This is a genomic window from Streptomyces sp. NBC_00443, from assembly GCF_036014175.1.
GTDB lineage: Bacteria > Actinomycetota > Actinomycetes > Streptomycetales > Streptomycetaceae > Streptomyces.
The window spans coordinates 4,347,993-4,367,654 of record NZ_CP107917.1; the positions used below are offsets into that span (position 1 = coordinate 4,347,993).

16 protein-coding genes are annotated in these 19,662 nt (G+C 73.3%); 6 read left to right on the top strand and 10 right to left on the bottom strand.

Translation table 11 applies throughout. From position 1 onward, the window contains the following. Nucleotides 1-21 precede the first annotated feature (21 nt). Nucleotides 22-3,906: an nSTAND1 domain-containing NTPase gene (locus tag OHO27_RS19445; protein ID WP_328425615.1), complete on the bottom strand. Its 3,885-nt coding sequence runs from the start codon at nt 3,904-3,906 to the stop codon at nt 22-24. Between the two features lie 284 nt (nt 3,907-4,190). Between OHO27_RS19445 and OHO27_RS19450 the strand changes: the two genes are divergently transcribed. The 4 genes from OHO27_RS19450 to OHO27_RS19465 all read left to right on the top strand — a co-directional run bounded on the left by OHO27_RS19450 (nt 4,191) and on the right by OHO27_RS19465 (nt 7,693). Beyond that, on the top strand, nt 4,191-5,063 hold the full coding sequence (locus OHO27_RS19450) for a glycoside hydrolase family 16 protein (protein WP_328425617.1): 873 nt from the start codon (nt 4,191-4,193) through the stop codon (nt 5,061-5,063). A 5-nt stretch (nt 5,064-5,068) separates the two neighbouring features. Next, on the top strand, nt 5,069-5,557 hold the full coding sequence (locus OHO27_RS19455; RefSeq protein WP_328425619.1) for a hypothetical protein: 489 nt from the start codon (nt 5,069-5,071) through the stop codon (nt 5,555-5,557). A gap of 6 nt (nt 5,558-5,563) precedes the next feature. Beyond that, nucleotides 5,564-7,018 (top strand): hypothetical protein, encoded by a 1,455-nt coding sequence (locus tag OHO27_RS19460; RefSeq protein ID WP_328425621.1) that lies wholly within the window; start codon nt 5,564-5,566, stop codon nt 7,016-7,018. 126 nt (nt 7,019-7,144) lie between these two features. Further along, entirely contained in the window at nt 7,145-7,693 is a 549-nt protein-coding gene (locus OHO27_RS19465) for a tellurite resistance TerB family protein (protein ID WP_328425623.1), read from the top strand. Between the two features lie 54 nt (nt 7,694-7,747). On the opposite strand, the gene OHO27_RS19470 is transcribed toward OHO27_RS19465, so the two are convergent. From OHO27_RS19470 to OHO27_RS19485, 4 genes are all read right to left on the bottom strand, one after another. After that, on the bottom strand, nt 7,748-8,248 hold the full coding sequence (locus OHO27_RS19470) for a universal stress protein (RefSeq protein WP_328425625.1): 501 nt from the start codon (nt 8,246-8,248) through the stop codon (nt 7,748-7,750). 4 nt (nt 8,249-8,252) lie between these two features. Then, nucleotides 8,253-9,512, bottom strand: coding sequence for an SLC13 family permease (locus OHO27_RS19475; RefSeq protein WP_328430489.1), 1,260 nt, complete (start codon nt 9,510-9,512; stop codon nt 8,253-8,255). A 123-nt stretch (nt 9,513-9,635) separates the two neighbouring features. After that, entirely contained in the window at nt 9,636-10,499 is an 864-nt protein-coding gene (locus tag OHO27_RS19480) for an LmeA family phospholipid-binding protein (protein WP_328425627.1), read from the bottom strand. 14 nt (nt 10,500-10,513) lie between these two features. Next, complete coding sequence (locus tag OHO27_RS19485) at nt 10,514-11,215, bottom strand: TetR/AcrR family transcriptional regulator (RefSeq protein WP_328425629.1); 702 nt, start codon at nt 11,213-11,215, stop codon at nt 10,514-10,516. 120 nt (nt 11,216-11,335) lie between these two features. Between OHO27_RS19485 and OHO27_RS19490 the strand changes: the two genes are divergently transcribed. Further along, a complete protein-coding gene (locus OHO27_RS19490) occupies nt 11,336-12,991 on the top strand; it encodes an MFS transporter (RefSeq protein ID WP_328425631.1) in 1,656 nt (551 codons plus the stop codon). A 121-nt stretch (nt 12,992-13,112) separates the two neighbouring features. Here OHO27_RS19490 and OHO27_RS19495 read toward each other — a convergent pair whose 3' ends face one another. Further along, entirely contained in the window at nt 13,113-13,379 is a 267-nt protein-coding gene (locus tag OHO27_RS19495) for a hypothetical protein (RefSeq protein WP_328425633.1), read from the bottom strand. Between the two features lie 195 nt (nt 13,380-13,574). On the opposite strand from OHO27_RS19495, the gene OHO27_RS19500 reads away from it, so the two are divergent. After that, on the top strand, nt 13,575-13,697 hold the full coding sequence (locus OHO27_RS19500; protein WP_328425635.1) for a hypothetical protein: 123 nt from the start codon (nt 13,575-13,577) through the stop codon (nt 13,695-13,697). 198 nt (nt 13,698-13,895) lie between these two features. Here OHO27_RS19500 and OHO27_RS19505 read toward each other — a convergent pair whose 3' ends face one another. The 4 genes from OHO27_RS19505 to OHO27_RS19520 all read right to left on the bottom strand — a co-directional run bounded on the left by OHO27_RS19505 (nt 13,896) and on the right by OHO27_RS19520 (nt 19,659). After that, complete coding sequence (locus OHO27_RS19505) at nt 13,896-14,552, bottom strand: TetR/AcrR family transcriptional regulator (RefSeq protein ID WP_328425638.1); 657 nt, start codon at nt 14,550-14,552, stop codon at nt 13,896-13,898. 92 nt (nt 14,553-14,644) lie between these two features. Then, nucleotides 14,645-15,892: a sensor histidine kinase gene (locus OHO27_RS19510; protein WP_328425640.1), complete on the bottom strand. Its 1,248-nt coding sequence runs from the start codon at nt 15,890-15,892 to the stop codon at nt 14,645-14,647. Between the two features lie 124 nt (nt 15,893-16,016). Next, nucleotides 16,017-18,227 carry an MMPL family transporter gene (locus tag OHO27_RS19515; RefSeq protein WP_328425642.1) on the bottom strand — a complete coding sequence of 737 codons (2,211 nt, stop codon included), beginning with the start codon at nt 18,225-18,227 and terminating at the stop codon, nt 16,017-16,019. A gap of 184 nt (nt 18,228-18,411) precedes the next feature. Further along, entirely contained in the window at nt 18,412-19,659 is a 1,248-nt protein-coding gene (locus OHO27_RS19520) for a vWA domain-containing protein (RefSeq protein ID WP_328425644.1), read from the bottom strand. Nucleotides 19,660-19,662 lie beyond the last annotated feature (3 nt).

A 19,662-nucleotide genomic window follows, 5' to 3' on the forward strand; every position in this document is an offset into this window, starting at 1 on the left:
CCTGAGCCGCCCTGACCGCGTCTATCGCCCCTCGCACACGTCCCGGTACGCGAGCTGCGGCAGCCGTTCCTCCCATTCGGCGCGGTTCAGGACGCCGCCGGTGCGGTCGCAGACGTGGGCCGCCGCGCGGTCCGCGTCCAGGGTCCACACGCGGGCCGTCAGGTCGTAGCCGACGGAGGCGAGGGTGGTGCCGTCCTCGCCGAACGCGACGGAGGTGACGGTGTCCGTGTGGCCGGTGAGTTCCTGGCCGTAGGACTCGGCGCGGGCCGGGTCGGTCACGTCCCACAGGCGGACGGCGTGGTCGCCGCTGCCGGTCGCGAGTGTCCGGCCGTCCGGGGCGAAGGCAAGCGCCCTGACCGCCCCGCGATGCCCGGCCAGTTCCTCCCCCAGCGGACGGACATGGTCGAGCCGTCGCACGTCCCACATCCGGACCGTACGGTCGTCGCTGCCGGTCGCCAGCGTCTTGCCGTCCGGGGCGAAGGCCACCGCGTTGACCGGCTCGTCGTGCCCGGTGAGGGCCGCGCCCGCGGGCCGTGCCCGGGTCCGGTCGCCCGCGCCGCCCACCTGCCAGAGCCGTGCCGTGTCGTCCTCGGCGCCGGTGGCCAGAAGCCGGCCGTTGCGGCTGAAGGCCACGGAGGTGACGGCGTCCTCGTGGCCGCGCAGGGGCTCGCCCAGGGGACGTGCGCGGTCCGGTCGGCGTACGTCCCACAGTCGTGCCGTGTCGTCGTCGCCGCCGGTGGCCAGCGTGCGGCCGTCCGGGGCGAAGGCGACGGTGAGGACGCCGCCGTCGTGCGCGTCGAGCGGTTCGCCGAGCGGGGCGGGACGTCCAGGCGTGGAGAGGTCCCACAGGCGTACGGTCCCGTCCCTCGAACCGCTTGCCAGCGTACGGCCGTCCCGGGCGAAGGCGACGGCCAGGACCGCGTCCTCGTGGCCGAGCGTCCGCGGGATCCTGCGCGGCTGGTCAGGGCGGCGTACGTCCCACAGGCGGACCAGGCCGTCGTCGGTGCTGGCGACGGCGAGCAGGCGGCCGTCGGGACTGAAGGCCACCTCGGTGAGCGGGTTGGTGAAGTCGGTGAGGACGGTGGGCGGCCGGTGCCACAGCAGGACGCCGCCGTCGGCGCCGGCGCTGGCGAGGGTGCGGCCGTCGGGGCTGAAGGCCACCTCCCACACGGCCTCCGTGTGCCCGGTCAGCGGCTCCCCGAGCTGCAGTGGATAGCCGGGGTTGGCCACGTTCCACAGCAGGGGTCGGTCGTCCTCGCCCGCGGTCGCGAGGGTCTCGCCGTCGGAGCTGAACGCCACCGACATGACGGGCGCGGTGTGCCCCGTGAGCGGTTCGCCCAGCGGGCGCACCCGGCCCGGGGCGGACGCGTCCCACAGGCGTACGGTCTCGTCGAAGCCGGCCGAGGCCAGCGTGCGGCCGTCCGGGGAGAAGGCCAGCGTCCAGACGGGGGCGGAGTGTTCCCGCAGCGGCTTGCCGAGCGGTGCGATCCCGGGTCCGTCCTCCTTCCCGGCGTCCTCGCCGAACCGCCACATCCGTACGGTCCCGTCGTAGCCGCCGGTGGCCAGGGTCTCCCCGTCCGGGGCGAACGCGACCGCGCGGACGCTGCGCGCCTCGGACGCGTCGGCGTCGGCGGGCTCGCCGATCGGCGCGGGGCGGGCCGGGTCGGTCACGTCCCACAGCCGTACGGTGCCGTCGTCGCCGGCGGTGGCGAGCGTCCTGCCGTCCGGGGCGAACACGGCGGAGACGACGTTCTGTTCGCCGTGGCTCACGAGCGGCCCGCTGAGAGCGCGGGGCCGCGACCGGTCGTGCACATCCCACAGTTGGATGCCGCCGCCCTTGCCTGTGGCTGCCAGCAGGCCGCCGTCCGGCGGGGAGAAGGCGACCGCGCTGACGCCTCCCGTACGCAGGCGCAGCGGTTCGCCCTGTGGCTTGCCCGCGTCCGTGTCCCACAGCCGGACCAGGCCGTCATGGCCGCCACTGGCGAGCGTGCGGCCATCGGGCGCGTACGCCACGGAGCTGGCGACACCGTCGTGGCCGGGCAGCCGGGTGGCCAGCACCCGGCCCGCGTCCGAGGCCAGCCGGGTTCGCAGGTCGGCCGTGGAGCGCATCCGGTACGCGGCCACGTCGAGCCGGGCGGCCACCCCGGCCTGGGCGTCCCGGACCCGGTCGGCCTCGGCGGTGAGCCGGCCGAAGACGGCGTCGTCCCGTTCGGCCTGTGCTGTGGTGCGGGCCTGGAGGGCGACGACCGCGGTGCCGGTGGCGAGCAGGGTGAGCGCGGCGAGGACGGCCACGACCGTACGGCGCAGGAGCGCGGCGCGGTGCCGGCGCCGGAGCGAGGCGGTGAGGAACTGCCGCTCCAGCGGGGTGAGTTCCTCGCTGCGGCCGCCTTCGGGTGCGGTGTCGCGGGGGAAGGCGTCGCGGGCCGCGGACAGCCGGGACCCGGCGTACAGCGCGGCGTTCTCCTGCCCGAGCGCCTGCCAGGTGCGGGCCGCCTCGGAGAGCGAGCGGTGCACACGCAGCCGGTCGCGTTCGGCGTCGATCCAGCCGCGCAGACGGGGCCAGGCGGTGATGAGGGCCTCGTGGGCGAGGTCGACGGTGCCGTCGTCGAAGGTGATGAGACGGGCCCGGACCAGCCGTTCCAGTACCACCCGGGTGTCGGCGGGGTTGCCGAAGTCGAGCTCCGCGTGGTCGGTGGGGCGCCGGGTGTCCGGTGCGCCCGCGCCGACCTCCCGGCCGCGCTCGATCAGCGGGGACCCCCAGCCGGGGGCGACGAGGCGGAGCAGGATCCTGCGGGCCAACTCGGCTTGCGATGCGGTGAGTTCGCCGTACACCTGCTCGGCCGTGCCGACGACGGCGCCGTGCAGTTCACCGGCCGCCTCGTACGCGCTCTCGGTCAGGACACGGCCGCTGCGGTGACGCCAGGTCTCCAGCAGGGCGTGCGACATCATCGGCAGCCCGCCGGGGGCGCCCTCGACCGCGTCCAGGAGGCGGTCGGTCAGGGCGCGTTCGACGATCAGGCCGGCCGCGGCGGCCGGGCGGACGATGGCCTCCCGCAGCTCGGCCCGGCTCATCGGCCCGGCGAGCAGCGTGGCGTCCTGCAACGCGGCGGTGAGGCCCGGGTGTTCGGCGCACCGGCCGAGGAAGTCGGCCCGCACGGCGATGACGACCCGCAGCCGGCTGTCGGCGTCGGTGGCGGCGACGAGCCGGTCGATGAAGGCGTCCCGGTCGGCCGGTTCGGCGCCGAGCGTGTACAGCTCCTCGAACTGGTCGACGATCAGCCAGGTGTCGGCAGCGGTGTCCGGGACGGGCACGAGCCGCTCGGCGTGGGTGCGCAGCGGGTCCGCGCCGGGCGTGAGGATGCGTACGGCCGCGGGAGGCGCGTCGCGGGGGGCGCCGTCCTCGCCGCCGCTCGGGGTGCGCAGCCGGGGGATCAGCCCGGCGCGCAGCAGCGAGGACTTGCCGCTGCCGGAGGGGCCGAAGACCGCCGTGAAGCGGTGTTTGCGGTTCAGCTCGGTCAGCCGCTCCACGAGCTGGTCGCGGCCGAAGAACAGGTCGGCGTCGCCGGGTTCGAACCGGGTCAGGCCACGGTACGGCGGCCGGGTGCTGTCGTCGGCCGCGGCGGCCTGCTCCTCCGACACCTCGTGCCAGCGCCGCTCCCACTCGATCACGTCGCCGCCGCACGCCTTGACGTACGCCAGCGTCACGGCGCGGGAAGGCAGCTGCTTTCCGGCGGCCGCCTGCGACAGCGTGGTCACCCCGTACCGCGCCCGCTCGGCCATCGCCCGGTAGGTGGGCTTCCCCGCTGACTCGCGCAGGGCGCGCAGTTCGGCGGCGAAGCGCGGTACCGGTCCGGCCTGCGGATCAAGCTCGCCCTCGGTGCGCCCCGGACCCGGCTGTCCCGACACGTGGCCCGCCCTCCCCTTCGGTCACCCTCGATCGACTCTCCGTCATATCGCCGGTCGGGGCACGGGCGTTCACCCGATCCTCACGCTTCCTCCAGGCCACTCGGTTCGGTTCACGCCTCCTGTTTTGTTCGGTGCCGGGGGTGGGCCTGCCGAACAACCCCGCACGGCGGTCGACTGATCGTGGGACGTGGCCAGGACGGCCATGGCGCGGTCCGAGCCCCGCAAGGGGGGAGGGCTCGGCCCGCCGCTCCCTTCACCCGTACCCGACCCGCTGAAGGGGAGTCATGCACCGACGACTTCGCGCCCGGCACCTCGCCGTGGGGCTCGGCGCGGCAGCCCTCGGGCTGACGCTCACCGCGGCCACGGTGAACGCCGCACCCGGCCGTACGACGACCACCGCGGCCGGCCCCGCGGTGACCGCAGCCGAGCGGTACGGCTGGGGCGACCCGCTGCCCCAGGGGTCGGACGAGTTCGACTACGGCTCCGAGGCGGGGCCCGCCGTACCGGACCGCGACCGCTGGCGCCTGGCGGGCGGCGGCCCCGGCATGTGCTGGCCCGGCCACAGCGGCAACGGCCGCCGCTGCGACGTCAACACCCGCGTCGTCGGCGGCATCCTGCGCATGACCGGGAAGGCGAACGGCGACACCGGCTGGCTGGCCTCGTCGTACGGGCAGAAGTACGGCCGGTGGGAGGCCCGCGTCCGCTCCCGGGGCACCGCGCCCGACAACGGGCGGCAGTACCACCCGCTGCTGATCCTGTGGCCGGACTCGAACCGGCACCCCGAGGACGGCGAGTACGACTACCTGGAGAACGGCGCCCCGGGCGAGCAGTGCGCCGAGGCCTTCCTGCACTACCCGCACCCCGAAGACGTGCCCGTGCAGCAGGAGTTCGCGCGCAAGTGCGGGGTGGACCTGACGCAGTGGCACAACGTCGCCGTCGAGTGGACCCCGGACCACGTGCGCGGCTTCATCGACGGCGAGGAGTGGTTCCGCTTCGCCGACGGGGCGGACGACGACCGCGACTGCATGCAGTGCGCCCCGTCGATGCACCAGACCATCCAGCTCGACAACTTCCACGGCGACGACCTGCAGAGCGCGGTCTACGAAGTGGACTGGGCCCGGGTCTACGACCTGCCGGACGACGAAAGCGTGAGGTGAACGCGATGCAGAGCTCTTCCCACCAGCCCGAGCAGGCCGGCCCGGCTTCTCCCCAGGGGGTGCGCATGCCCGGGGCAGTCATCTTCGTCCTCGTGGTCGTGGCCGTGCACGCACTTGGTACGGCGTTCGGCGGCTGGGCGGTCCTCGAGGAGAACCGGAGCAAGCAGGAGCACGGGCAGGACCTGCTCATGCCGATGGGCATGGCCTGGTTCCTGGCGCTCTTCTGCTGGGGGCTGGCGGCGCTGCTGACCGCCTGCGTCGTGCTGGCCCGCAAGCGCCGCGGCTGGGTCCGTGTGGTGCTGATCGTGTGCCTGTCGTTCGTGGCGTTGTCGACGGCCGTCGGCTTCCTCGGCTCGCTGGCCTCCGGGGCGCCCAACCTCGCGACGTTCGTGGTCGCCGGCATCGACGTGGCGGCCCTGTGGATGGTGAGCGGCGCGACCGGCCGCGGCTACTTCTCCGTACGCAACCCGGCGTCCCCGTACATCCAGGGGTGACGGCCCATGGACTCCCCGGCATTCGCCCACGGCCCCTTCGTACCGCCCGACGAGCCCCCGCGGCCTCCCGCGCCGGCCAGGCCCCCGCGCCCGAGCGACCCGGTGGCAGCGGCGCTCGGCAACGCCTCGCTGCTCGGCATCGGCTACATGCTGCTGGGTCACTGGCGGCTGGCCGCGTTCGCGGCCATCGGCACGGGCTGGCTCCTCAACGTCGCCGTGTCGACCGCCGACACCTGGGCGGAGATCCTGCTGCTCGTGTGGTGGGCGGCCGGCACCGCACACGGCTGGTCCCTGGCACACGGGCGCGCCGAGCACGTCGTACGACGCGGGCAGCGCGCGGTCACGCTCGCCCTCACTGTCGCGGTACTGCTGACCGCCGTGCTGCTGCGGGTCGGCGCGTACGGCATCGAGAACCGCGTGACCGAGGCCCGCGAGCGCGGCGACTGCGAGGCGGCCGTGGCCGCGCAGGGCGAGGTGGGGCTCGGCCACCGCCTGGCGGGCGCCCCGGTGGTCGAACCCGGCGAGGCGGTGGTGGAGGCGTGCCGGCGGCTGGAGCGGGCCGCGCTCACGCTGACCGGCGCCGCGCGGGACGGGAGCACTGAGGACCTGGAGCGCGGCTTCCGTGCCCTCTCCGGCGTCCTTGAGGAGCCCGGCAACGAGCAGACCGTCAGGACGGTGCTGGACACCTTCCTAGCCGGCCTGCCCACCGAGGACTCCTGCGCCACCGCCGACATCGCCGGCTGGCTGCGCGACCGCAAGCCCTCCCGTGACGTACTGGACCGGGGCGCCGCCGCCGCGAAGCGCACGGAACCCGCGGCGCTGGTGGGCTGCGGCGACCACCTGATGTCCGAGGACGCCTGGCAGCAGGCACAGGCCCGCTACCAGCACCTCCTCGACACCTACCCCGACGACGACCGCGCGGACGAGGCCCGCGGCGGCGTGAAGAAGGCCACCCTCGCCCTCGAACTGCAGAAGGTGCGCGCTCTGGTCACGGACGCGTACGACGCGAAGTCGGGCTACTGCGACGCTCCGGCCAGGTACAGCGGTGCCCCGGCGTACCGCAAGGGGTCCAACCGCGCGCTGTTCCTCGGCGACACCGAGTACACCGGGCAGCTCCCCGGCGGCTGGCGCACCGACGACCCGGCCAAGGCCGCGCTCGTGGTCTGCGCGGACACGGCGGAGAACGGGACCGCCGTCGAAACCTGCTCCTACGAGAACGACAAGTCCGAGTACCTCCCCTACTCGGTGACCTTTTACAAGGTCAAGATCCCGCTGAAGGTGTACGAGCTGCGCACCGGAAAGCGCGTCGACCCACGCTCGGTGCAGATCGGCGGCACGAGCTGCCCGCGGACCCTGTACTACGAGTACTACGGCAGCTACGACTACGGGCCTGGCGACGAGTTCGTCTCCACGTCCAAGTCCGGTGTGCGGGACGCCTTCCGGCCGGTCGTCGAGCGGTGACCTCCAGGCGCGTCCGCCGGCCCAGGAACTCCCGAGGGCCGGCGGACGTTTGCAGGACGACACACGGAACACATGCAACACACGCAGTCGACCTGAACGACATGGGCTGAAGCCGAGGTGGCACGGATGGCGATGTGGGATCGGATCAAGGACCAGGCCAAGGGTCTGCAGCAGGCGCAGGCCGGGCGGAGCTCCGGCGGGCACGGGCGGCCGGGTTCCGGGTCCTCGGGAGGATCCAAGGCCCAGCTGGTGAGCACACTCAAGACGCAGCTCACCTCACTCAAGACGGAGCTGAAGAGCGGTGCCTACCGGGACGCCAGCATGGCCATGTGTGCCCTGGTCGCCGCCGCCGACGGCAATGTCGACCCGGCCGAGCGCCAGCACGTGGAGTCGCTGATCCTGAACAACGACGTCCTGCAGAACTTCCCCTCCGAGCAGCTGCGGCAGCGCTTCAACAAGCACGTCGACCAGCTGTCCTTCAACTTCCAGCAGGGCAAGACCGAGGCCCTGCAGGAGATCGCCAAGGCCGCCAAGAAGCCGACGGAGGCCCGGGCGGTCGTCCAGACCGGCTTCGTCGTGGCAGGCGCTGACGGCTACATCGCACCGGCGGAGGAGCAGGTCCTGCGCGAGGCTTGCTCGACGCTCGGGTTGTCCCCCCAGGAATTCGGCCTCTGACAGCACCACTGTTCACTCGACTGCCCCCCGGCCGCTGCTCAGGCTCCGCAGGTGCTACCCGTGGTGCGGAGGATGCGGCGGTGGGGGCGGCATAGTCGTCAGGTCCGGGGCAGGCTCCGGCCAGACCAGCAGGAGTGGGCAGGGGGCGTGGTCCACGACGAAGCGGCTCGCGGGGCCGAGGCTGTGGGGGCCGAGGGTGGCGCGGTCGCCGTCGCGGGCCAGGATGAGCAGTTCGGCGCCCTCCGTCGCGGCGACGACCTCGCGCTCGGCGCGGCCGGAGCGCTCCACGCGGGTGCACGGGCGGTCGAGACGCTCGGTTGCCGCCTGCAGCAGGCTCTCGGCGGAGGCGGCGGCGAGATGCTCGACGCGGGTGCCGGGGTCGCGCTCGGGGTGGCCCCGGCCGAGCAGCCCGGCGAACGCGCCGTGCGCGGCGTCCGCGGCCTCGTGCCCGGTGACATGCAGCAGGACCACCTCGGCGTCCTGCGGCGCATGCCGTCGCGCGGCGTCCACACAGGCCGGCCAGGTGCCTTCGACGATCCAGACGACCACCGCCATGGGATCAGCCTCCTCCGATCACGGCCAGTGAGGCCCACAGTGACAGCACCGCGGCGAGGAGGCTCGCCGGTACGGCGTACAACCCGAGCCGGGTGAACTCCCCCAGCTCCACCTCCGCGTCATGCGCGTGGACGATACGCCGCCACAGCAGAGTGGCGAGCGAGCCGGCGTAGGTGAGGTTGGGGCCGATGTTCACCCCGAGCAGCACCGCGAGGACCGCGCCGGGGCCGGAGCCGGCGGCCAGCGGCAGCAGGACCAGCACCGCGGGCAGGTTGTTGATGACATTGGCCAGTACGGCCGCCAGCGCCGCCAGCCCGAGCAGGGCCGCCAGCCCGGTGCCGTCGGGGATGAGATGGCCCAGGGCCGTGTCGAGCCCGTTGTCGACGACCGCGCGGACCACGATCCCGAGCGCCAGCACGAAGGCCAGGAACGGCACCGAGACGGACCGCAGCAGCGCCTTGGGGGACGTACTGCGCCGCAGCAGGGCCCGCACCGCGAGGACGGCCGCGCCGGCCAGCGCCGCCCAGGCCGGATCGATGCCGACGGCCGACGTCAGCACGAACCCGGCCAGCGTGCAGCCCACGGTCACCAGGGCGAACAGCGGTAGTTCGGGGGCGTCGGCAGTGTGCGGTGCCTGGGCCCCGGCGTCCAGGTCGGTGGCGAAGAAGCGCCGGAAGACGACGTACTCCACGGCGATCGCGGCCAGCCACGGCAGCGCCATCAGCGCGGCGAACCGGGTGAAGCTGAGCCCGCTGGCGGCGAACGCCAGCAGGTTGGTGAGGTTGGACACCGGCAGGAGCAGGGAGGCCGTGTTGGAGAGGTGCGTGCAGGCGTAGACGTGCGGCTTGGGGCGGGCCCCGAGCCGGGCCGCCGTCGCGAACACCACCGGCGTGAGCAGCACCACCGTGGCGTCCAGGCTGAGTACGGCCGTGATCGCCGACGCGGCCAGGAACACCTGCATCAGCAGGCGGCGCGGCCGGCCGGCGGCCGTACGCGCCATCCATGCCCCGCAGGCCTGGAACAGTCCCTCGTCGTCGCAGAGTTGGGCAAGGACCAGGACGGCCGCGAGGAAGCCGATGACCGGCCCGAGCTGCTCGGCCTCGTCCAGCGCGTGGCCCGGGGAGATCGCGCCGGTCGCCACCACCAGCGCCGCGGCCGGTACGGCGACCACGGCCTCCGGCCAGTTGAAGGGTCGGACGACGGCACAGACCAGCACGAGCACGAGCATGGCCACGGACAGCGTCTCGGCGAGCGGGGTGTTCAGGTTCGGTCCTTCCGTGCAGCGACGGCCGGGCCGCCGGTGGATCACGCCGCACGGTACTCCGCGAAGGTGAGCCGGGCCTGACGTCGTCTCCCCGACGCCCTGACGGGCCCACGCCGCCGGACGTCAGACGTCGCCCTGCGACTCCGCGTCCGGCCGGAAGGTGACCGCGCGGCCCGAGAAGCGGGCGCTGAGGCCGTCGGCCGTGGGGGTGACCGAGCGCAGATGCAGCCCTTCGGGGATGTTCCGCAGCTGGATCGGTTGCTGGAAGACCTTGTCGAGCACCGCGCTCCCGACGCCGGGCAACGCCCCGCCCGAGACGGTGAAGTCGTCGAAGACGATGCGGTTTCCGGAGTCCGCCGTCACGGTCGTCGTCACGGTGACCTCCTCACCGAGGGGCAGGAGGACGACCGCGCTCACCCGGCCCGGACGGCGGCCCTGGGAGATCTCCAGCCCGAGCGCGTTCGAGACGTCCGCGTACGACAGGAAGGCGGTCGCCTCCGCACTGCGGGCCCGTGCCTCGCCGTCGTCGTCGGACTTCGTCAACCCGTCGAGCCGGAGAGAGAGTTCGCTCACCGGCAGCGGGCGCGTTGTCCCGCGGGCCGGTATGTCGCGGGCGGTGATGTCGACGTGGTCCAGGGTGCCGGACGCCGCCTGCGTCACCACGGGGAAGCCGCGGACGTGCACCTCCGGCTCGACGGGTGTGTTCATGCCCTCCTGGAACGCCTTCGCCGTACGTGACTCGATGCGCGCCGCCGCGAACCGGTCGGCGGCGACGGGGAGGAGGGTCAGCGTGACCAGGGCGGCGACGGCGACGGCGGTGACTCGTCGCCGGCTGCGGTGGGGGCGGCGGGGCTCGTTCGGATCCATCGGCTCGTGCGGGGCGTACGGCTCGTAGGGCTCATACGCCGACTCGTAGGCGTGGTCGGGGTTGTGGTCATGGTCGGGGCCGTAGCCGTAGTCATGTCCGTGCTGTTGGGACCGGCGCATGCGCGGTGGCCTCCTCAGTGGGGTCGGTGGGGCGGACGGATCCGGTCGGTGGCGTGCAGCCGCCGGACCGTGACGGCGGCTGTGTCGCTGTCGACTCCGGCGGCGATCAGCGCGGCGGTGGCGGCTCCCGTGCCGTCGTCAGCCCAGATCCCGGAGTTGACCGTGCCGAGCAGGGCGAGCAGGTGGGCCTCGATGGCGCCGCTGAGCGGTCCGGCCGGTACGGCGCCGTGGAACACACCCTGACGCTGCCCTTCGGCGAGAATGCCGGCGACCCGCTCGCGGGCCGGGGCGAGGAGGTCGCTCACCTGCTCGCTGCCCAGGTCCTGGTGGGCGAGGCCCATCAGCGTGCGGTAGCAGTCGCCGACCGGCCACAGGGTGAGGACGAAGTGGGCCAGGGCACTCGCGGGGCCGGGGTCGGGTGCGCCCGGGCCGGTCCCGCTCGCATCGGTCCCGCTCGCATCGGTCCCGCTCGTGTCGGCGACGGCAAGGCGTATCGCCTCCGCCGCCTCCCCGGCGAGCCCCTCCACCAGCGCCGCCCGGCCGGTGAAGTGCGTGTAGACGGTGCGCCGTGCCACCCCCGCGGCTTCGGCGATGTCGCCGAGGCTGCACTCGGGGTTGCGGCCCAGTTCCCGCAGGGCCGCGTCCAGGATGCGGGCGCGCGTGGCACGCGTCGTACGGCGGCGGCGTACGGGGTGCGGGGCTGTCGGGCTGGTCACGTCGGCACCTCGGTGCGGAGGGAGGGGTCGGGTGGGCTCACCGCGATATTTGCACATCGGCGGGCAAGAAACTAGTCTGCTCATTGATGTGCAAATAACTCACCTCCCCTGGGAGTCCCCGTGCCCTTCCTTGCCACCACACCCGTCGAGAAGATGACCGGGCCGTACACACGGCGCTGGTGGGCACTGCTCGTGCTCTGCCTGAGCCTGCTGATCGTCGTCATGGCCAACACGTCGCTGATCGTGGCCGCGCCCGGCATGACCCGGGATCTGGACCTCACCAGCAGCGACCTGCAGTGGGTCATCGACGGCTACACCGTCCCGTACGCGGCGCTGATGCTCGTCCTGGGCGCGATCGGCGACAAGTACAGCCGCCGCGGCGCCCTGATCGTGGGCCTGCTGATCTTCGCGGGCGGATCCGTGATGGGCAGCCTGGTCGACGAGACCGCGCTCGTCATCACCGCCCGCGCGGTCATGGGAGTCGGTGCCGCCGTCGTCATGCCGGCCACCCTGTCCCTGCTGGTCGCGATCTTCCCTCGCGGTGAGCGCGCCAAGGCCATCACGGGCTGGACCGCCACCTCGGGCCTCGCCATCGCCGTGGGCCCGCTGGTCGCCGGCTGGCTCCTGGAGGACCACGCCTGGGGGTCGACCTTCCTGATCAACGTGCCCATCGCGATCGTCGCCGCCGTCGGCGCGCTGGCGCTCGTGCCGCCGTCGAAGGCGGCGGGCATGGGCCGGATCGACTACGTCGGCGGGCTGCTGTCCATCGTCTCCGTCGGCTCGCTCGTGTACGCGGCCATCGAGGGCCCGCACTTCGGCTGGGGCGCCGGTCCGATCGCCGCGGCCGTGGCCGCCGGTGTCGGCCTGCTGGCCTTCGTCGCCTGGGAGCTGCGCCACCCGCACCCGATGCTGGACGTGCGCAAGTTCGCCCAGCGGCCGTTCAGCGGCTCGATGCTCGCGGTGCTGTTCTTCTTCTTCGGCACCTTCGGCTCGCTCTACTACGCCACCCAGTACCTCCAGTTCGTCCTCGGTTACGGGGCACTGGAGACCGGCGTACGGCTGCTGCCGCTGGCCGGTGCCGTCTTCGTCGGCGCCGCGGTGACCGGGCGGCTGACGCCGAAGCTCGGCGTGAAGGCCATGGTCGTCTCCGGCATGGTGATCGGCACGGCCGGCGTGTTCCTGCTCACCCTGATCGACCAGGGCTCCTCGTACACCGACTTCCTGGCGTCGCTGATCATGCTGGGCTTCGCGATCGGTCTGAGCGTGTCCCCGGCCACCGACACGATCATGGGCTCCTTCCCCGAGTCCGAGCTGGGCGTCGGCGGCGGCGCGAACGACACCTCGCTGGAGCTGGGCGGTGCCCTGGGCATCGCGATCCTCGGCTCGCTGCTGGGTACGGCGTACCGCGACAAGCTCACGGAGCTGATCGGCGGCCAGCTGCCGCACTCCGCGCTGGAGACGGCCAAGGACTCGGTGGGCGGCGGTCTCGCGGTGGCCCAGGAGGTGGCGAAGAACCCGGCCGGCGGCGCCCAGCAGGCCCAGGCCCTCGTCGACGCCGTCCACGAGGCCTTCGCCCACGGCGTCGCCCAGACCAGCCTGATCGGCGGGATCATCATGGCCGCCGGCACGCTGATCGTCCTCGCCGTCCTTCCCGGCCACCGCAAGGCGGGCAAGCACCGCTCGGAGGGCGCGCAGGAGAAGTCGGAGCCTCAGGAGGAGCAGGAGATGAGGGAGACCCGCGACTCGCAGGAGGCCCACACGGGCGGCGCCGTCTGAGTCGCCACCACCCCTGAACGGGCCGTGCCTTGAGCGGCGCACGGCCCCGGACGGTGCCGGGAGGGGACGCCCGGCACCGTCCTTCCCCTGTCGGGGGACGCTCTCGGGGGTCGCTCTCGGGCTACGCCCGGATGACCGGCACGCTCCGCTCCACGGCGTAGGCGTGGACAGCCGTGAGAACCGTGTGCTGCTCGGCCACGACACCGGCGACCGACGGCGACTTCAGCATCGCGTCCATCGCGGCGCGGCTCTGCGCACCGACGACCACGCAGCCGTGGTAGCGGCGGAAGACCGGGTTGTCGTGCGCGACCCCGGGTGTCGGGTGCACCAGCCTTGACCAGGGCAGGAAGGTGTACGTCCGCAGATCGCGCGCGCCGGCCGCCTGCAACGCGGGACCGACCCGGTCGTGGACGAAGCTCCGGAACGCCCGGCCGCGCCCCCCCGCCGCCGGCGCAGCAGCACGACCGTGCGGTGGCCCACGTCCTCCTGGTGCCCGTCCGTCCACCAGCGCCCTGCACCCGGCCCGGTGACGTGACCGAGGACCCGTTCGAAGACGTTCTGCTCGTCGAGGTGGACCTCCCGCATGCGCGCCGGCATGGCGAGCGCCGCGGCAGTGCTCACGAACCGGACCTCGGCGATGCCGTCACAGCGCCAGTCCGGCGGGACGAGGGTGCCCACCGTCGGGGACTCCGGCCAGTACCCGTGATCGGTGGGCGAGAAGAGAAGGAGGTGGTGCGGGCAGGTCGGCTCATGGTGTCTCCGGTACGGGCGGGCGTGCGGCGACCCGGGAGCGGGCCATGTTTGCCCATCATCGGGTAATTAAGCTGCCCGTCAAGTACCGAGCCCGTCAGAGGCGGGATGAGAAGCGGGATGAGAAGCGGGATCAGCAGCCGGATGCGACCGCTCAGTCGTCGGCGGCGTCCGGCATGGCGGGCACCGTCGGCGCGACCGCCTCCGCCACCGCCCGCGCCCGTTCCTCCGGAACGCCGGCCGCGATGAGGGTGACGATGGCGACCCGGGTGCCGTCGTCCTCCAGCACCCCGGTGTTGACCGACTCCAGCAGCGCGACCGTCATCGCCTCCAGCCCAGCGCTGAGCGCGGCGGCCGGCAGGTGGGTGTGGAAGACGCCGTCCCGCTGACCCCGCTCCAGGATGGCCGTGGCCGTGGCGCGGGCCGGTGCCAGCACCTCGGCCACCCGTTCCGCGCCCAGGTCGCGCTGAGCCAGCGCCAACAGCAGGCGGTAGCGGTCACCCACGGGCCACATCGAGAAGGCGAGCCGGGCGAGCGAGTGCTCGGCGGGCTCCCCCTCGACGGCCTGCACACCGGAGGCCAGCGCGCCGCGCAGACTCTCGGACGCCTCCTCGGCGAGGGCCTCCAACAGCGCCTCGCGCCCGGGGAAGTGGCCGAAGAGAGTGCGCCGTACGACACCCGCGGCGCGTGCCAGCTCCTCCAGCGTGACGTCCGGGTTCCGGCCGAACTCCCGGCGGGCCGTGGCCAGGATGCGCGCCCGGTTGGCCCGCGCGTTGCGGCGCAGGGGCTCGCGGGCGACGGGCTTGGTCACGGAAACCTCGATGGATCAGCGCGGAGCAAGTGGGACACCGTGCGGACACGGACGTGGAGCACCGGCATTCTCGCACGGAGGGGCGCCGCCGCTCATGGGGTCGTAGGCTCCCCGGCACCGTACGGCTGCAGGGGCAGCGCGGTCGTGACCTCGAAGCCGCCCTCGGGGCGCGGGCCCGCGCAGAGTTCGCCGCCGACGGAGTGGGCCCGCTCGCGCATGCCCATGACGCCGAAGCCGTGGAGCGCCCCGGTCCCGGGAACGGAGCCGGCACCGGCTGCGGTGGGGCCGTCGTTGACGACCGTGATCAGCAGACGGGAGTCGGAGTAGCCGATCCGTACGGTCGCGGCTTCCGCGGTGGCGTGCTTGGTGACGTTGGTGAGTGCCTCCTGCACGATCCGGAACGCGGTCAGGTCCACACCGGGGGACAGCGGCTGCGGTTCCCCGTCCGTGGTCACCGTGACGGTGACCCCCGCCGACGCGCACGCCGAGACCAGCTCGGGCAGCCGGGCGAGCCCGGGGGACGGTTCCAGGGGGGCGGAGTCCGGGTCGCCGTTCTGTCGCAGCAGGCCCAGTGTGGCCTTCAGTTCGCGCAGCGCGGAGGACGTCGTCCCGGTCAGGTCGGTGAGGATATGCTGCGACTGCTGCGGGCTGGTGAGCACCAGGTGCGCGGCCGTGCCGGCCTGGGCGTTGGCCAGGGCCAGGTGGTGGGCGACGACGTCGTGCAGTTCGCGGGCGATCCGCATGCGCTCTTCGGTGACGCGCAGCCGGGCCTCCTCCTCCCGGGTGCGCTCGGCGTGCTCGGCTCGGGCCTGCACGGCCTGGAGGTAGGCGCGCCGCAGCCGCGTCATGTTGCCGGCGGCGAGGGGCAGCAGCAGCCAGAAGAACGGGCCGATCGTCCTGAGCAGCAGCGAGAGGTGGTCCATGCTGTCGGAGATCGCCGCCGCGACGGTCACGGCCACCATGGTCGCGATGCCGTAGGCGCGGGTCGTCGGGCGGTCGGTGAGGGTGGCCAGCCAGTAGAGCGCGCCCATGACGGGCGCCAGCAGCAGCGGGGTGAGCAGATACCCCAGCGCGATCACGGTCACCGTGCAGGCGGCGGCCACGACGACGGCGACGCGCGGGTGGCTGCGGTGCTTCAGCAGGGCGAGGCAGGCCACCCCCATGAAGGCGACGGCGGTCCTGTCCTGGTCCGGCGGGTCGGCGCCGGGCAGGGTGAGCATGCTGCCGAGGGACGCGCAGCCCATCAGCGCCGCGACCAGCACCACGTCGACGACATGGGGGTGGCGGTCCGAGAACTCCTCGATGCGGTCCGCGTAGCGCCGCTCCGGGCTGGTGCTCATGATGCTCTCCGGTCGGTCGGCTGGGTCCATGGTGAACGCCGGCGGGTACGGACGGTACGAACGGCGGACGGGACCGCCCGTGTCCTTCGTCACGGGCGGTCCCGGTGGGGGTGGGCAGGGCAGATCAGGTGCGCGCCGCTTCCAGTTCGGCCGACTCGCTCGGGGCGGGTTCCGCCGCGGACCGCCCGCTGAGCGCCTCCCCCTCCACGTCGACCCGGGGCAGGATCCGGTCCAGCCACTTCGGCAGCCACCAGGCCTTGTCGCCGAGCAGGGCGAGGACCGCGGGCACGATCGCCATCCGTACGACGAAGGCGTCGAGGAGTACGGCGGAGGCGAGCCCGAACCCGATCATCTTGATCATGGAGTCGCTCTCGCCGATGAACCCGGCGAAGACCGCGATCATGATCAGGGCGGCGGCCACGACCACGCGGGCGCTGTGCCGGAAGCCGGACGTGACCGCCTGGCCGGACGACTCGCCGTGGACGTACGCCTCCCGCATCCGCGAGACGAGGAAGACCTCGTAGTCCATGGCCAGCCCGAAGACGATGCCCACCAGGAAGATCGGCATCAGGCTCATGATCGGCCCGGTCTGCTCGACGCCCAGCAGTTCGGCGCCGTGCCCCTGCTGGAAGACCACGACGACCGCGCCGAGGGAGGCCAGCACCGACAGCAGGAAGCCGAGGGCCGCCTTCAACGGCACGAGCAGCGACCGGAAGACCACCAGCAGCAGCAAGATCGCCAGCCCGACCACGACGATCAGATACGGCACGAGCGCGGCCTGCACCTTGCCGGCGATGTCGATGTTCATCGCGGTGGTGCCGGTGACCTCGAAGGTGGCCCCCGTCCCGGCCTCGACTCCGTCCCGCTCGCCCCGGATGGTCGTCACCAGGTCCTTGGTCCTCTCGTCGGTCGGCGCGGTGGACGGCACCACCGAGAAGACGGCGGTGTCCCCGGCGCCGTTGAAGCGGGCGGGGGAGACGGACACGACCCCCTTCGTGCCGCCGATCTCCTCGGCGATCGTGCTGACTGCGCCCTTCGGATCCGCATCCCCCTTGGCGTCCACGACGACGGTCAACGGCCCGTTGAAGCCCGGCCCGAAGGCCTCGGCGAGCGCGTCGTAGGCCCGCCGCTCGGTGGTGGAGGTGGACTTGGCCTCGTCACCGGGCATGCCCAGCTGCAGACCCGTCATCGGCACGGCGAGCGCCCCGAGTCCCACGACGCCGAGGAGCAGCACGGGCAGCGGCCGGCGCAGCACGAACCGCGCCCAGCGGGTGCCGCCGTTGCTCTCGACGCTCTCCTCTGTACGGCCGCTCTTGCGGGCCCGCCGCGACAGCACCGCGTTCGGCCAGAAGCCGAGGAAGGCCGGGACCAGCGTCAGCGCGATCAAGACGCCGACGACGACCGCGCCCGCCGCGGCCAGGCCCATCTTGGTGAGCATCGGGATGCCGACCACCGCGAGCCCGGCGAGCGCGATCACGACGGTGAGCCCGGCGAAGACGACCGCGGAGCCGGCCGTACCGACGGCCATCCCCACCGCCTCCTGCGGCGCACGGCCCTTGGCCCGCTCCTCCCGGTAGCGCGAGACGACGAACAGGGCGTAGTCGATGCCGACGGCCAGGCCCAGCATCATGGCGAGGGTGCCGGTCGTGGTGGACAGGCCGAGCGCGCTCGACAGGGCGAGGATCGTGGCCATGCTGACGCCGACGCCGATGACGGCCGTCAGCAGCGGCAGCCCGGCGGCGGCGAGGGACCCGAACGTGACGAGCAGGACGACGGCGGCGATGGCGACGCCGATGACCTCGGCCGCCCCGCCCGGACCACCGCCGTCGTCCATGGCGGTCCCGCCGGCCTCGACGGTCAGCCCCGACTCCTGGGCCTGCGTGAGCGTCCGCTCCAGATGCGCCTTGCTCGCGTCGGTGAGCTCGCTCGCACCGACCTTGTAGGTGACCGTCGAATACGCCGTCGTGCCGTCCTTGCTGACGGCCTGCGTCCGGAACGGGTCGACGGCACTCGCGACCTGCGATCCGTCACCGAGCTCGGCCACGGCCTCCTCGACGGCCTTCTTGTTCTCGGCGGCGGTCATCTTCTGCCCGCCCGGCGCGACGAAGACGACCCGCGCGGTGGCGCCGTCCGCCGTCGCACCCGGGAAGCGCTCCTCCATCAGGTCGAACGCGTTCTGCGACTCGATGCCCGGCATCGAGAACTCCTCGTCGACGGCGCCCGGGGCCTTCAGGGCACCCAGTCCGACGGCGGCCAGGACGGCCGCCCAGACCAGGGCGACGTACCAGCGCCGCCGGAAGGCCAGACGGCCCACTCGATACAGGAAAGTAGCCACGGCAGGGGGTCTCCACATCTGGGACTCGAACGTGTGCCCAGGCTGTCCGGAGCGGGGGTGCCCTGTCGTCGTGCGGCTGCCGACAATCGGCGGTACTGAGAACGCAGTACGCAGCGGCGGCGGCTCAACCGTGGGTACGACGGCCCACGGTTCAGGTCTCATACCCGTGTGTCCCGCCCGGGTCTCACCGGCCCGCTCCCACCGACCCGATCTCGACCACACGCGCCCACGCCGGCGGTGCGTCCGGTACGTACTCGGGATCGTCCTCGTCCCATGACCGGGCCGACTGCTGCCGCGGGAACAGCCCCACCACGGTCCGGCACGGCGGCCGGGTGCTCGGCCAGGGTGTCTGGCCGTCGGTCAGGGCCACGACGACATCGGGCCGTGGCTGTGCGCGCAGTGCCCTGGCGAAGCCCGCGCGCAGATCCGTTCCCCCGCCCCCGACCAGCGGAATTCCCTCGGCACGGCAGACCCGGTGGACGCCCCCGGCCGCCGCGTCGCACGGCACCACGCTGACCAGGTCCCGGCGCCCGCCGACGGCCCGGGAGATCGCGGCGACCTCCAGCAGGGCGCTGCCCAGTTCGGCGTCACTGACCGAGCCGGAGGTGTCGATGACGACACAGACGCGGGGCGGCCTGCGCCGCAGGCTCGGCAGGACGGTGCCGGGCACCGAGGCGGAGCGGCGCGAAGGGCGGCCGTAGGTGTAGTCCTCGCCGGCACCGGGGCCACCGGCGGCCGACCGCACGGCCGCCCCCAGCAACTCCCGCCAGGGCTGCGGCGGATGGAAGGCCTCCTCGGCCCACCGCTGCCACCCCTGTGAGGCGCTGCCCGGCCGCCCGGTGATGCCCTGCGCCACCCGGAACCGGACGGCGTCGCGTTCCTGCGCGCTCAGCCCGTGCGCGCCGTCGGCGCCCAGATCCCACTCCCGCTCCAGCCCGTCGGCCCCGCTGCCGCAGTCCAGCCAGGCCAGGTCCTGCGTCCGCGGTCCCAGCCGGAACTGCCGCAGGTAGTCCTCCATGAGCTCGCCCTCGGGCAGTTGCAGCGTCGCCGGTTCGACGGCACCTTCGGGCCGGGCGAGCCCGTCGCCGTACACGTCGTCGTTGATCTCGCAGTCCGCGGCGATGTTCATCCGCAGCCGCTCCCCGGGCCCGGTCAGCCCGCGCTCACGCGCCACCCGGTCGCCGCGCCCGTGATGATCCCGCAGCAGATGCGACACCTCGTGCACCCACACCCCGGCCAGCTCCTCCACCGGCGTCCGCGCCACGAACCCCGGCGAGACATAACACCGCCAGTGCCGGTCCACAGCCATCGTCGGCACCCGCCACGACTCGACGACGTGCAGGGCGAACAGGGCGGTGGCCAGATAGGGGCGGACCCGAGCGGCGTGAAGCCGGGCGGCAAAGAGCTTTTCCCGGTCCAGGGGTCGCCCCACCTC

What these genes read in the sequence shown, in the direction of transcription:
- OHO27_RS19470 (WP_328425625.1), bottom strand. Translation starts at nt 8,248, where the DNA reads ATGGCGGTGGTCGTCTGGATCGTCGAAGGCACCTGGCCGGCCTGTGTG.
- OHO27_RS19450 (WP_328425617.1), top strand. Translation starts at nt 4,191, where the DNA reads ATGCACCGACGACTTCGCGCCCGGCACCTCGCCGTGGGGCTCGGCGCG.
- OHO27_RS19500 (WP_328425635.1), top strand. Translation starts at nt 13,575, where the DNA reads ATGCGCGCCGGCATGGCGAGCGCCGCGGCAGTGCTCACGAACCGGACC.
- OHO27_RS19455 (WP_328425619.1), top strand. Translation starts at nt 5,069, where the DNA reads ATGCAGAGCTCTTCCCACCAGCCCGAGCAGGCCGGCCCGGCTTCTCCC.
- OHO27_RS19465 (WP_328425623.1), top strand. Translation starts at nt 7,145, where the DNA reads ATGGCGATGTGGGATCGGATCAAGGACCAGGCCAAGGGTCTGCAGCAG.
- OHO27_RS19460 (WP_328425621.1), top strand. Translation starts at nt 5,564, where the DNA reads ATGGACTCCCCGGCATTCGCCCACGGCCCCTTCGTACCGCCCGACGAG.
- OHO27_RS19510 (WP_328425640.1), bottom strand. Translation starts at nt 15,892, where the DNA reads ATGAGCACCAGCCCGGAGCGGCGCTACGCGGACCGCATCGAGGAGTTC.
- OHO27_RS19480 (WP_328425627.1), bottom strand. Translation starts at nt 10,499, where the DNA reads ATGCGCCGGTCCCAACAGCACGGACATGACTACGGCTACGGCCCCGAC.